Source organism: Deltaproteobacteria bacterium (assembly GCA_016874735.1).
GTDB lineage: Bacteria > Bdellovibrionota_B > Oligoflexia > Oligoflexales > CAIYRB01 > CAIYRB01.
In genome coordinates this window covers 116,019-128,756 of the sequence record VGTI01000001.1, presented here as the reverse complement: position 1 = coordinate 128,756, position 12,738 = coordinate 116,019, and the positions used below count along the sequence as shown (strand labels likewise).

Below are 12,738 nucleotides of genomic sequence, written 5' to 3'. Positions count from 1 at the left end.
AGATGTATCAATTGATTAAAGTTTAGTGCGGCCGGAGGAGGAGATAGGAGTCGAAGCTGGCTGAGAATCGGTAGACATTTTCTTTAGTTCGGACATAAGCCTGTTAATCTTTTCGAGGCTACTACGAATCCTTTGAAGACGATCCCCAAAGTCAGCTTGGGTGTCATTCTGACCACTAGCCTCTGGGTTTTGACCGGTAACTTTACCGGTCATATGGCTAACATATAACGGGCGACGCCCACCGCGAGCCAGTTCTTGATCGATTTCCTTCTTCTTCCGGAAAGAAGCCAGATCGACAATTTGGGTTGGTCCGGACTCTGAACCCTTTTGCTCAAAACTCATAGAGATACCTGCCTTCAACAACACAACAACATTTATCAACAAGCGACAACGTCAACCACAACACTCTAACAGGTAGAGAACACGGATTCAGTGCTTGATCCGGTAAGATTTCAGCACCGATTTATTAGCATTTGCTCGCTCTTTGGCCATGCGTTCTTGGTTCCGAGCATTTTTAGTCATCACATCATCGAAAGCCGGTGTCTCAGGCGTGTTCGACGCCATTTCGGCGTCCGCCTGATCTACGGCTTTGGCTGCGGACTTATCACGCACCGTGAACAACGAAACAACATTGCTTTGTTTGTCAGTATCATGTCCTTGCATCTACTTTATCCTCCGAATCAGCGGCAACATCAGCAGTAGGTGGGCGACAAGATCGCCTATCTACACTGTAATCAGCAAAGACCATGCCACGTCTTAGCCCTCTGGACAACCGGCCGAAAACATTAGAATGTCACCTGATGACCCCCAAGGAGTCTCAGGTCAAACGAAAGTCCAGCCACGATTCTGACGGAAAGCAGCGCGAACTCTTGAAACAGCCGCCTACCTTTTAGACAGTCCTGGGATGATGGCCATGGTTAACCATGATGCCGGTGATGGTCGATGAGTGCCTGCATGCCCTTCATGAGGCCCGGTAGATTGGCTTTAGCCACCTGGTCGACTATCTTCTGCGGTGCAAACATGGAAAATGCCACATCTAAACTGTACACGGCCTTAGTCTTTCCCTTACCCAGATCACTAAACTCCCAGGACCCAGAGCTCTTCTTCATGAGGTTGGATTCATCGAGATGCCACCAGATCTTGCTAGGCTTTTCCTCAAACATATTGAGCGTGTAGTGAAACACCTTGATAAGTCTGACCTCGTAGCGGACCTGGCACACCGACTTAGGCTCTTTAGCCTTGAGCACCTCGATCCCAGCTACCCCGGGTAGGAATTTGGGATAGTCGAGATATTGCCGACAAGCCTCGAATACTTGCTCTATGTTACCGTCAAAGATGTTTTCTATTGTGACTGCTGACACAGATTGTCTCCTTTTCTTATCGAGAGTTATCTTATAAACTAACGTAAGGTAAGTACAGGACTGCTGACGCTAGCTGAGAGCGGTTGCGAGTTGAATTCCTTTTGAACACGGAAGTGAGCTATGGGTGATTCTGACGTTACCATGAAGGATCTGGTAGAGTTCATAGCCAAGGCGCTCGTTGACGAGGTTGGGCGGATCGAGATCAGTGAGATCGCTGGCAACCAGACCAACATCATCGAGTTAAAGGTGGCTAAAGAGGACATTGGCAAAGTGATTGGTCGTCAAGGACGTACCGCCGATGCCATCAGGACCATCCTAAACTGCGCAGCCGCCAAACTGTCTAAGCGTTATATTCTCCAGATTATTGACGAATAGGCTACCGCATGGTCCACTCTGCCGCTGGGACCGTACTGGTATGCGCTGTTGAGGGCACGAAGTTAACCGCTGACGAAGATTCATTCTTCCGCAGCGTGGCTCCCTCGGGAGTCACAATCTTCGGCCGCAACTGTCCTCCCGGCTCGGATCTTGCCTCTCTCATCTGCAGCCTCCAAGCGACCCGGCCAGCGGGGGCTCCGCCGCTTGTTGTCGCTATCGACCAAGAGGGCGGGCGCGTGGCGCGCTTAAAGGCTCCGTTCCCTAATCCGGGTCCTGCGGCAAACTTGGCGGATGGGCTGGACACCCCGATCGCTTTGGCCCAAATTCGCGGTATTGCACGTGAGATCGGCACAGCCCTGGCCCAATTGGGAATCAATGTAAATTTTGCACCGGTTTGCGATGTGTTGACCGAACCCACCAATACAGCGATTGGGGACCGGGCCTTCGGTGTGACTCCCGGCAGCGTCACCATGCGTGCCGGCAGCTTCTTGGAAGGACTCCACGAGGCGGGTGTGCTAGGTTGTCTTAAACACTTTCCGGGACAAGGGGCCGCCACCGTGGATACTCACATCGGTGGAGCCACGGTATCCTTATCACGCCCAGAGTTGGAGCAGACACACCTGCCTCCATTCAGGTCGCTACTCCCTTTTGCCCCAATGGTCATGATCTCCCACTGCATCTACCCAGCATTGGGGCCTGGGGAGGCTAGCAGTTCTCGGGTCATCATCGACGGATTGTTGAAAGCGGAACTTGGCTACAACGGCGTTGTGGTCAGCGATGATATGAATATGGGAGCAGTTCCTCAGGATCCTGCCGCATGGCAAGCGGCGATCGTACATGCCGTCGCCGCCGGAGTGGACATGGTTCTCGTGTGTCGCCATTTAGAGCGTTACGAACTAGCCTTCAACGCGCTTACCCAAGAGGCCAGTCGCAGCCCTGCGTTCCGTGAGCGGCTGGAAGATGCGGCCGGACGCGTCAACGCGATGCGCAAACATTTACGTCCTTTACCGGCTTAGCCTGCGATAGGATCTGCCTGCACAGGTTTAGTGGCCGTTACCTTGACGCGCCTAATCCGCTGCCGCTCGACTTCGGTCACCTCAAGGTTCAAGGAACCAATCTTGAGGGTCTCACCTTGGGCCGGCAGGTCCCCGAGTAGTGCCACAATCCAGCCAGCGATAGTGTCTGTACCTTCATCAGGTTTTTCTTTGAGATCCTCTTCCTCGATACCGAAATGCTCAAGAAATTCATCAATGTTACAAGATCCAGCGACATCAAACACTCCGGGCTCGGTCTCGATAATCTCGGCCTCCTCCGTATCGTACTCGTCTTGGATTTCCCCTACGATCTCCTCCAGGATATCTTCCATAGTGACCAAGCCCGCCGTCCCACCGTGCTCGTCTATGACGATAGCGATATGGTTCTTGCTGCTTTTTAACTCTTTAAAAACATCCATCACTGGTTTTGATTCGGGCACAAAGAATGGTGAGCGCATAATTCTTTTGACGCTAAATGGAGTGCTGTCACGCTGCTGATCGCGCGCCACCTTAAGAAGATCTTTGACGAGCAAAATCCCGATGACATTGTCTATTGCACCATTTTCGCACACAGGAATCCGTGACATCCCAGATTCAACTGCTAAGGCCAGGGACTCGGCGAGAGTGGCGTCGTCGCCTAGCCACTTGACGTCAGGCCGCGGGGTCATGATCTCCCGGACTTTAGTTTCATCAAACTCAAAGACACCAACGATCATTTCTTTCTTAGTTTCTTCAAGTACACCGGCACGCTCACCGACGTTCACAAGATACTCTAACTCCTCCTCTGTGATCGGTGGGGTATCTTGTCTAACCCCTCCCAACTTGCCCACCACTCTGAGGGCAAACCCTGATACCAACCAAACCAAGGGAGCGACCACTAGGTAGATGGCATAAATCATTCTCAGTGCCGGGACCGCGACTCGCTCAGCATGGGTCTTGGCAAAGGACTTAGGAATGATCTCGACAAAGAAAAGAATCAGTAAAGTCATCACACCAGTCGCAATACCAATGGCTTGACTCTGTAAATGCCTGGAAGCGAAATCCGTCGCTACTGCAGACGCTAAAATATGAAATAGATTATTGAAGATCAGAATCGTCGTGAGCACTCTACCCGGATGCGTCAGCCATAAATTAAGCTGCCGTTTCGCGGTACTTCCCTGTTCCATGAGATGTTTAGCTTTGAGCGACCCTAGCCCAGTAATGGCTGTCTCTGTCCCAGAGAAAAAGGCCGAGAGTAGCAGGGCTACGGAAATTATTGCCAATTGGGTAGTGTCGTATGAAGACAATGCTTCCATGACTATCGGGCTCGCTTTCTTCTAACTAAAGTTGTCTTAACGCAATTGCGCCAGAGCGGACGACGTGTGCCCTCGCCGAGTCTTTGCATCAGCACGCGCTGCGCTCTCAACATGATGGCCTCATCTTTTGGCACCATATGGTCGTAACCACAGAGATGTAAAAATCCGTGAACTACCAAAAAACATAGCTCACGCTCCAAACTTTGGCCTATTTGCGCCGCATTGCGTTCAGCCTCCGGGATGGAAATCACGATATCACCCAGGGTATGCAGCAAAAATGCATCGCCTTGCCCTCGATTAGTCTTGCGCTTTCTACGCACGGGCACAGGCCTCTGCCAATCAATTTGGGGGAATGACAACACATCAGTGACCTTGTCGCGATCTCTAAACCGATGATTGAGCGTTCTAATCGCGCGGCTACCGACGAATGTGATGCCGATTTGAAAATCGTCCAGCCCCAGATGAGATTTTATTTCCCTAGCTATCGCTGTGATAACTGCAGTGCTCACTCTGTACCTGCGCACTTGGCAGGTAATATCGACTGCAGCTACAGATGGCGGTGCAGCGGGTGGTTTCACTGGCTCTTCTTTTTCCCCGGCGGCAAGGGTTCAATGTCGCCTAGACGCGACTCTTCTTTACCCTCGGCGCGCACTTTAAGCGCCCGCCTTCCGTCAGGCACGGTAAATGACGCAATCGAAGTAATATGGGCCGTGGTAGGCGCCTTCACAGCAGCGCCAGCATCGAACAAGGCAATAGCCAACGCCTGGTTAACTAAGTTTTCAGGCAATGGCGCAGGTTCAGGCGCGGCCTCTGACTGCTTCGTGCTACTAGTAAACCGAAGCAGCTTTGGGCTTAAAGGGGGCTTGTTGTCAGATTTTTGCTGCGCCATTCCCTTATTATAGCACATTACGCGGCCGGCACGAGGGCTGTTTAGCCCATAGCTCAATGCGTCATCTCGATCGCACCGGACTTCCACCAACCACCGTAAGTGTCTATATTCTTTTGACTAAACCTTGATTCAAAGGTGCTAATGTGATCGCGCGGGAAGACCTCGGGCCGCTCAGTCGCTTGCCGCACAAAGCCGCGCTCCCGCAGATGGGCGGCAACCACGTCAAAATAAGGCCTCTGATCAGACTTAAACCAGCAGAAGCCGTCCTTAACGAGCACACCCTCTAGACGCTGACAAAAGCTAGCATCTACCAAGCGATTTTTAGCCTGCCTCGCCTTCTTGACCCACGGATCTGGGAAAAAGATGACCACACCATCGACCTCTCCCGAGGCGAAAACTTGATCGATAGCGGCGGCGTTGGCAAGCACGACAAAAACATTCTGAAGGCCCTTTGCCTTCGCACGTTGAGCCGTAGTGACCACCCTTTTGAAGGTGATATCGAAGCCGATAAAAAGCGTATCTGGATTGGCTTCTGCCATCTCAAGTAGCGTCTTACCTAAGTGGCATCCAATCTCAATAACGAGACGTTTATAGCCGTCGGCCTTGCCGTAGTAAGCAGCTACTCGCTGACGCCAAGTGCCAGCACTCCCCTCAAGGGCACGTCCAAAGCCAAGCGCTAGGGAGCCATCCTCGTTTGCCGCTCGCAACGCAGCGACGTAGGGATTCACTTGGTCGGAAAGTCCATCGGTGCTGTAAGAAAAGGGATTTGGATGCTTCACGGGCATGTCTTGCGTCTCTACTCTAAAATTCTGGAGTCCCGAGGATAGGACTTAAGTCTGATTGGGGGAGGTTGTAAGCCGGATTCTGTGTCTTTGCTGCCGAAACAGACAAAGGTGACTGTCATTTATCTGGGACGCCTGTTGCCAGTCGCCTCGAGCGGCCTACCCGGAGACACTACCGAGCCGGTGTCACCATAAGTAATTTTAGTTACTTATGATCGTCTCCCTATTTGGCCTTGCTTCGGATGGGGTTTGCCACGCAATCTTGTCACCAAGCTGCGGGTGAGCTCTTACCTCACCGTTTCGCCCTTACCGCTGGCAGCTTTCGCAGCCCACGGCGGTTTGTTTTCTGTTGCACTTTCCGTCGGGTTACCCCGCCTGGCCGTTAGCCAGCATCCTGCTCTATGAAGTCCGGACTTTCCTCCTCCTCTCGTCGAAACGAAAGTTAGCGACAGTCCACCTCATTCCCAACCCACACTAAAAGTCGCTATCCTCGGGTCGGCGTAATGTAATGATTTAGCATTAAAAGGTCAAGTTTTAATATCACTGATTCTCAATGATTTTAAGGTTTTGATGAATAACTCAATTTCAAAATAAGCTCATAGTTGTCGGGAGCCACAGGATCCTCATGGGCCGCCATGTTGCGTGTCGTTAGATGGCAACGTCGACACCTAAAAATCAGCATGATTCCTTTTTTCGCGTGCATTTCATAGCCAATCGCATCCATGAGACCACCGCAGAGATTAGCCCGGTCGCCAGGATTCACATCGACATGGCGCGATACTAAACAATAAGGGCAATGATTGCGGCAGCCGCCACGGCGAGGGGGGACCTCACGACGGCACTGATCGCAAATGAAACTTTCGTTGATATGTGTAAATCTTGAATTAATCATGTGATCATAGTTGGTTATAAAATTATCGCCAGTCATTATCGAGCCATGAATAGGGCGTCATAGCAGCCAGCACTAAATTTGTCTTGGGATTTGCCGATGGGAGAGACATACGAGGAGGTCCCAATTGAAGAAAATGCAATCCACTTTGCATTTTTATGCGGCACTGCTGCTAGTCAGTGGGTGCGGAAACGTCGGCGAGTCGCCGGCGAGTTTCTGCGACCTTTGCGGCACCTATGGCGACATTTCTGGAGTCATCTCTTCGGCTGAGGGAAGTTTATCGGCCATGCAAGGCTGGGTTGTCACGACTCTAGAACGGGACACTGGGATAGCCCGCGTGGAGCCGATCAGCAACAATGCTGGCAAATTTAAATTTAAAAAAGTACGGACGAATACTGCTCAGACACTCGCTCTTTTGTCACCAAATTACCGGCTCCAAGCTGTGCTCTCAATGCCTGGCACCGACTCTAAGAACATTAGGCAATGGTTGCGCTACAACTCAACCCAACTTCCCAAACTGATTAACGCTGGTAATATCCTCAAATTTGCTAGCACGGATGGACTAGAAATCCAAAATTACACGGTACCATCCCAACAGTCCGACCAAGAGTTGCCAACAGGAGTATCCAAGCTCGGCCTCACCCGTGGCGTAAGACTCACTGAAACTGCCAGAGCCCTGCACGGTGAGTTAGGCGCGGGTAGTCTGGGATTGCTCGCGACAACGGCTAAGTCAGCCTCGCCCGATTACAACGCCAACGGTATCGTCAAGTGGCTGGACCCTTACGATGGCGACAAAGAGGCATTAAAACTCGATCTGTTCGCCACAGGTGAAACCAATCCCAAGCAAGTCTTCAATAATGTAATTAAGTATTTCACGGTTCAAGTCAGCAAAACGGCCGATGAGACGACTCAAGAGAAACTGACTTACATAAATTTTTCGACCCAGCTGCTTGACGGCCTTAGTCCGACACCAACGGTGTTTATCCGAGGCTCCGACGCACTATTAGGAAAATCTTTACTCAGCCTAACCGATGACGGCAGTGGGACCAAAACCTACACTGGCCAGGCCAAAGTTGCGACAACTGCAACCATTAACACCTTCGATGTTTTATTCCTGGAGCTAAAGTTTGGCAGCGACGCCAAAGCGTGGATGGCTGACTTCCCGTGGGTGTTCTCCCTTGACTTGGCCTCTCTGCCAGCTGCCACTGATGCCGTGGCTAAGAGCGCTTGGGACAGTGGTAACCTGGTTGTAACCAACCCTTTCACCGCCAGCGGTAGCACCGATCCTTTAAACTCTTTTACTTGGACAGTCAGTGTTTATAGCGACACTACTTTAATATGGACATCTCCGTCGAAGCTCTTTGACGCAACCAAAACAGCAACCAACGCAACGATCACCGTTCCGAAAGCCGTGTTTAATTTCAATTCGGGAGTGACTTACAAATACGCCGTATCGCTACAAAGTGATGATCAGATTCCGGGCACACCGTCTTACGTGATCCAGAGTCTGAAATTCGCGATCACAGCTCCTTAGAGACGACGGATAGTTCTCACTGATTACTTTTACCAAGTATTTTATTAATATTTTGCGCCAGCTGTTTAGCGTCGACGGGGCCAATCTCCTTGTGACGGATAATACCGTCTGCATCGATGAGAAAAGTCTCTGGCACACCTGACACACCGTAGTCGATTGCAGCCTTGCCATCCTCATCTAGCCCAAGCATATAAGTTTTACCAAAGTACGCCGCGAATCGTTTCGCATCCTCGGCACTATCTTGAATCGCAATACCCACAACCATCACCTTGTCTTTGTTAGCCTGCCAGAACTGCTCTAATTCGTGCGCTTCCTGGCGACAACTCACACACCAGCTTGCCCAGAAGTTAAGAACAACCGGACGACCCTTGAGATCACTTAACGAAAAGTGTTCACCACTGACTTGAGGCAACAAAGATTGCCCTTGTACCCAAGCAACGCGGAATGACTGCGCTGGTTTATCGATGTTTGCAGGCGGTACACGCGTCGTATCAATGCGTAGACCCGTAGCCATCACCGTCACCAGGATAGCCGCGATCGCAATAATAATACCCGTGATCACTAGGTGAGTACGGCGGCGTGAAACAGGGGTATCGTTTGACAGTAGTTCGTCGTTACTCATCATCGTACCTTTATTTCACCGATGTTTGCTGGCCCTTGAACAAACTTTTCTCAAGTAACTCTTTGTCCATGGAAGAATGCTCGGCTCCTGGCTTTTTGTACTCCTCTGAGTGCTTGACCATGAGATTACGAGACGCAATCGACTGGCCATCATCACTTATGCGACCCTCGACCACGACTCCTTGCCCCTCCTTGAACATGTCAGGAGGGGTGCCGTTGTGGTGAACACCAATATTGTGTCCTTTCAAATCCGTCATGGTGAAATCTAAAGATAAACCTTCGGGCTGCCACTTTACCGACCCAGGAAGTACCATCCCCCCAACTTTAATAGTCTGACCCTGAAGTTCAGCGGCTTTTGCCTGCGCCTCTGACGGTGTGTAGAAGTAAATTAAATTATCCCCGAGACTGAGAAATGACATCCCGACAATGGCACCTGCAATGACCACACCACCAACAATCCAACGTGTTTTGCTTTTATTTGCCATGATTCGTTTCAGCTCCTGATTGATTGAGTAATCTAAGCTTCATCCTGAGCTTGATCCGATGTAGCAGCATCCAATGCGTAAAACCCAAAAGCGCTAACGCTCCAACTGAGTATGCCATGAGAATATATGGCATAGGATCAGTGCCTGGTATATTCATCGATTCCATAACCTCATCCCCTATCCACTAAATTAGCCTCTTTCAAAATTTAAATGCTGGACCTGCAAGCTAAGGCGCACTCAGAGTTGCATAGGAGGCAGACTCTATCTCATCTGCCAACATGATATTGCGCCCTCGCACACGTACCAACCATGCCGCGTAAATACACATGACTAAAATTCCAGCAACCAATGTCCAGAGGATCTCAGGATCCATCGTCGATCCGCCCTCACGAATCATACTCGGGGGCTGATGGAGCGTGCGCCACCATGTCACACTCTTATAAATGACAGGTACATCGGCAAAGATAAGGATACCCAGTACAGCGCAAACGCGGGTCCGTCCCGTACCAGGGGCCATGGAACCATAGAGTAGCAGATAACCGGCATAGAGAAGGGCGAGAAGAAATGTGGTCGTAAGGCGTGCATCCCAGGTCCACCAGGTCCCCCATGTTGGGCGCCCCCAGATTGACCCCGTCGCCAAAGTTAGCAGAGTAAAAATAAGGCCCACTTCTGCCGTGCCCTTAGACCACGCCATCAAACGTTCAGAGCGATCACGCAGAGCCAGAACGCTGAAGACACAAAGTCCGAGCGAACTACCGAAGGCTGTGATGGCACTCGGCACATGTAGAAACATAATGCGATAAACAGGCCCTTGATTAACATCAACTGGCGCATAGAAAAACGCCATTAACCAGTGCAGAATAATCAGTAATTGGACAAATGACCCAATTACAAACTCACGTTTATCTTCGCTCGTCAGCATAAGTTTAGCTCTCTACCATAAGTTCCGTGAATAAAAGTACGCCTAGCGTGATATAAATGGTGTCAAAAGCTGCCAGTAGCCCAAGCCATGACTTCAACTCGGGACTCCCCAGACCGACCTCGAGACAAAGGCGCGCTGATTGCACCGCGGCCAGTAACACGGGTGTTGTCATGGGAAAGTATAGCAAGGGATATAAAATCTGCCGTGCTTGTGCCTTTAAGGTGAGAGCCGAAAGGAGCACACCAAGGGCCCCTAGACCGGCTAGTGCCAAAAGACTGATGCCAAGGACTGTCCATGAAAAAAGCTGGATGGTCGCAGACTGATGTAAAAATGCCCCAAAAAGCATGGTCGGCACTAAGGTAGCGCTACCAAGGATCAACACCAGCGTATATTTAGCAAGAAATAAAGCCGTGTAGGAAATAGGATAAGTCCTTAGCAAATCAAAAACCCGATCCTGCCGATCTGGTTCAAAAAGACGCGAGAAGCTGATTTGTAGTGCAAAAATCGCCGTCAACAAAGTCTCGGCCAGATAAATTCTAATCCGTAAGGATTGATCGAGATCTCCAAGGGCGAATGCAAAAAGAACTAGCATCGTGAGCGCGAAAAGAACGGGAGAAATTAACCGCTCTTTATCGACAAACTCTGCCCGTAATCCCTGTCTAACCAGCGTTAAGTACTGATTCCCGGCGGTCGCCTTCACACGCCCCCCTTTTTGGCAATGTCCATTGACCCGGTAATCAAATCCCGAAAAGGCTCCAGGTCATGACTCACAAGGAGAGCAAATCCGCCACGAGATAAATGGTTCCGCAGTCGTTCCCTAAAAACGGTGAGAGCCTGTTGATCCAGTCCATAGAGCGGCTCGTCTAGTAGCCATCCAGGAGTAGGCGAGAGATCGAGCCTAGCCAAGGCGAGCCTGCGTTTCATACCAGTCGAGTACTTCTCGGTGGGAAATCCATCACGCAAGAGAGGGTGGTTTAGGCCCCATGGTTCCAAAGCGCCAAAAATAGCGCCATCATCTAACCGGAGCCCACGGAGTTCCGACCAAAACTTGAGGTTCTGCACGGCGTCCATCTTCAGATAGAGGCCGTTGGCCTCTGCCGGCAGGTACTCTAGGTGTGATCGTCGGTCGTCAACTGACTTTTGTTCCCAAGTTAACTCGATGGCGCCTGAACTTGGATTTAGCAGTCCAGCCACCACTGACAAAAACGTCGACTTACCAACGCCATTCGGACCCGAAATATGCCAGAGGTCCCCTGGGCCTGACGTTAAGGACAGGTCGTGGAATAGGCGTCGGTGGCGAAACTTAAAGCTTAGGTTTGAAATAACCAACATGAGGCGATCATATCAGAACTCTGAGACATTGACATAGACAGTCGCACCTAGGCGTTGTTCAGCCTGACGGGCACTGCTTGTACCGGCCAAATCAACAAAGTAGCTGCTAGCCTCCAACGAAATGAGGCCCAAATTCAGTGAGAGCCCTCCGGAGGCACCCATGTGCGTTAACCCTGCTCTGAGACCCAGAGTCGCATAGCTGCCGACACCACCAACCAGAATCTCGGATCCAAAATGGTACTTTTCGTTGGGCGCAAGGCTCTTGTTTTCCAACTGATCGAACTTGAGGACAAAATTAGCGCTGGCGTCTTTACCCAGCCTGGGTGATGCCGACACGGCCACGCTCGTCTGCTGTTTGACAATCAAATGCGTGCCACCACCCGCATTGCGGAAGGTCGTGTCCCCAAGGTTCTTCGTGCTGACCCCAAGGGCGGGGTTCCACGCTGGGGAGAAGCGGCAAATAAGCCCAACATTGTCTGAGCGTCCCGTGTACTCGTTGGCATAAGTGCGAACTGCCGCATTGCGTCTACCAGTATCCATGAGGTCTTCGTAACTCAGGGGACCACGCACCTCTTGCCGCTTTGCATAGTAACCGAAGTATCCCAAGCTAATGCGCCCCTTGCTGTCCTGACCACTGAATCCGTACCCAATGCCGGTCATACTGCGGTACCGGGTATCTAGAGTGCTGGTGTCATTGGTCACCCGCGGCACTGCCGCAATTTGGTAATCCTGGAACGGGAGAATCAGAAGCCTCTTCAACAAAATCCCCGTTGCTGCCGTGACCCGTGCGTACTGCCTAGTGTTTGCCCGGCTATCCACAGCAGCCCTGCCAATGACAGCGTCTGAGGAGGCCCCGTTGCTCCGCAATTCGCCGACTAAACTCTTAGCACTGGTGTTTGCCCCTGCCGCGACGAACGGGAAGTAGAGCCTCCGTATCCAAGGCGCATTGTCCCTCACCGGCCCTAGTCCACCTATCCCTGCCGGGTTATGCATCGCCGCATCAACGTCATCTGCCACGGTGGTCAGAGCGTATCCCATTCCCTGGGCCCTGGTTGATGGAAGTGGGTCCTCATCGATCACGCTTTCAACTTCCGTCAACGCGGTACCGCCGGCCGCAAATAACTGCTGTGCCCCGGTAAATATATTTGCCACCATGGTGGCCACCATAGCCTTTTGCAAGGTCCTCATCCGTCCCCCCACACACCTCCATCGGCAGGGC

Annotated in this window: 17 protein-coding genes and 1 other RNA gene; 3 read left to right on the top strand and 15 right to left on the bottom strand. The window is 51.3% G+C overall.

Annotation, left to right across the window (positions count from 1 at the left end):
- Positions 1-15: 15 nt before the first annotated feature.
- The 3 genes from FJ146_00555 to FJ146_00545 form a co-directional block, all read right to left on the bottom strand.
- Positions 16-342 carry a hypothetical protein gene (locus FJ146_00555; GenBank protein ID MBM4250444.1) on the bottom strand — a complete coding sequence of 109 codons (327 nt, stop codon included), beginning with the start codon at positions 340-342 and terminating at the stop codon, positions 16-18.
- An 87-nt stretch (positions 343-429) separates the two neighbouring features.
- Positions 430-663, bottom strand: coding sequence for a hypothetical protein (locus FJ146_00550; GenBank protein ID MBM4250443.1), 234 nt, complete (start codon positions 661-663; stop codon positions 430-432).
- Positions 664-917: 254 nt separating this feature from the next.
- Positions 918-1,391 (bottom strand): hypothetical protein, encoded by a 474-nt coding sequence (locus tag FJ146_00545; protein MBM4250442.1) that lies wholly within the window; start codon positions 1,389-1,391, stop codon positions 918-920.
- 111 nt (positions 1,392-1,502) lie between these two features.
- Between FJ146_00545 and FJ146_00540 the strand changes: the two genes are divergently transcribed.
- Positions 1,503-1,736 carry a KH domain-containing protein gene (locus FJ146_00540; protein ID MBM4250441.1) on the top strand — a complete coding sequence of 78 codons (234 nt, stop codon included), beginning with the start codon at positions 1,503-1,505 and terminating at the stop codon, positions 1,734-1,736.
- Between the two features lie 8 nt (positions 1,737-1,744).
- Positions 1,745-2,752 carry a glycoside hydrolase family 3 protein gene (locus FJ146_00535; protein MBM4250440.1) on the top strand — a complete coding sequence of 336 codons (1,008 nt, stop codon included), beginning with the start codon at positions 1,745-1,747 and terminating at the stop codon, positions 2,750-2,752.
- Here FJ146_00535 and FJ146_00530 read toward each other — a convergent pair.
- The 6 genes from FJ146_00530 to FJ146_00505 all read right to left on the bottom strand — a co-directional run bounded on the left by FJ146_00530 (position 2,749) and on the right by FJ146_00505 (position 6,628).
- Complete coding sequence (locus tag FJ146_00530) at positions 2,749-4,065, bottom strand: HlyC/CorC family transporter (protein ID MBM4250439.1); 1,317 nt, start codon at positions 4,063-4,065, stop codon at positions 2,749-2,751. The genes FJ146_00535 and FJ146_00530 overlap by 4 nt on opposite strands.
- A 2-nt stretch (positions 4,066-4,067) precedes the next feature.
- Entirely contained in the window at positions 4,068-4,643 is a 576-nt protein-coding gene (gene ybeY, locus FJ146_00525; protein MBM4250438.1) for an rRNA maturation RNase YbeY, read from the bottom strand.
- Entirely contained in the window at positions 4,640-4,954 is a 315-nt protein-coding gene (locus FJ146_00520) for a hypothetical protein (protein MBM4250437.1), read from the bottom strand. Before FJ146_00520 ends, ybeY begins: the two co-directional genes overlap by 4 nt.
- A gap of 53 nt (positions 4,955-5,007) precedes the next feature.
- Complete coding sequence (gene trmB, locus FJ146_00515; protein MBM4250436.1) at positions 5,008-5,739, bottom strand: tRNA (guanosine(46)-N7)-methyltransferase TrmB; 732 nt, start codon at positions 5,737-5,739, stop codon at positions 5,008-5,010.
- 52 nt (positions 5,740-5,791) lie between these two features.
- Positions 5,792-6,203, bottom strand: an RNA gene (rnpB, locus tag FJ146_00510) — RNase P RNA component class A.
- Positions 6,204-6,295: 92 nt separating this feature from the next.
- Complete coding sequence (locus FJ146_00505) at positions 6,296-6,628, bottom strand: RNHCP domain-containing protein (GenBank protein MBM4250435.1); 333 nt, start codon at positions 6,626-6,628, stop codon at positions 6,296-6,298.
- A 124-nt stretch (positions 6,629-6,752) separates the two neighbouring features.
- Here FJ146_00505 and FJ146_00500 point away from each other — a divergent pair, with 124 nt between their 5' ends.
- Positions 6,753-8,159 (top strand): hypothetical protein, encoded by a 1,407-nt coding sequence (locus tag FJ146_00500; GenBank protein ID MBM4250434.1) that lies wholly within the window; start codon positions 6,753-6,755, stop codon positions 8,157-8,159.
- Between the two features lie 16 nt (positions 8,160-8,175).
- Here the strand turns inward: FJ146_00500 and FJ146_00495 are convergent, their stop codons facing one another.
- From FJ146_00495 to FJ146_00470, 6 genes are all read right to left on the bottom strand, one after another.
- Positions 8,176-8,784: a redoxin domain-containing protein gene (locus tag FJ146_00495; protein ID MBM4250433.1), complete on the bottom strand. Its 609-nt coding sequence runs from the start codon at positions 8,782-8,784 to the stop codon at positions 8,176-8,178.
- 7 nt (positions 8,785-8,791) lie between these two features.
- Positions 8,792-9,265 carry a cytochrome c maturation protein CcmE gene (locus tag FJ146_00490; GenBank protein MBM4250432.1) on the bottom strand — a complete coding sequence of 158 codons (474 nt, stop codon included), beginning with the start codon at positions 9,263-9,265 and terminating at the stop codon, positions 8,792-8,794.
- Between the two features lie 226 nt (positions 9,266-9,491).
- Positions 9,492-10,187, bottom strand: a complete 696-nt coding sequence (locus FJ146_00485) for a cytochrome C assembly protein (protein ID MBM4250431.1) — start codon at positions 10,185-10,187, stop codon at positions 9,492-9,494.
- Between the two features lie 4 nt (positions 10,188-10,191).
- Positions 10,192-10,887, bottom strand: coding sequence for a hypothetical protein (locus tag FJ146_00480; protein ID MBM4250430.1), 696 nt, complete (start codon positions 10,885-10,887; stop codon positions 10,192-10,194).
- Positions 10,884-11,519, bottom strand: coding sequence for a heme ABC exporter ATP-binding protein CcmA (gene ccmA / locus FJ146_00475; GenBank protein MBM4250429.1), 636 nt, complete (start codon positions 11,517-11,519; stop codon positions 10,884-10,886). Before ccmA ends, FJ146_00480 begins: the two co-directional genes overlap by 4 nt.
- 12 nt (positions 11,520-11,531) lie before the next feature.
- On the bottom strand, positions 11,532-12,707 hold the full coding sequence (locus tag FJ146_00470) for a hypothetical protein (protein MBM4250428.1): 1,176 nt from the start codon (positions 12,705-12,707) through the stop codon (positions 11,532-11,534).
- Positions 12,708-12,738: the final 31 nt, after the last annotated feature.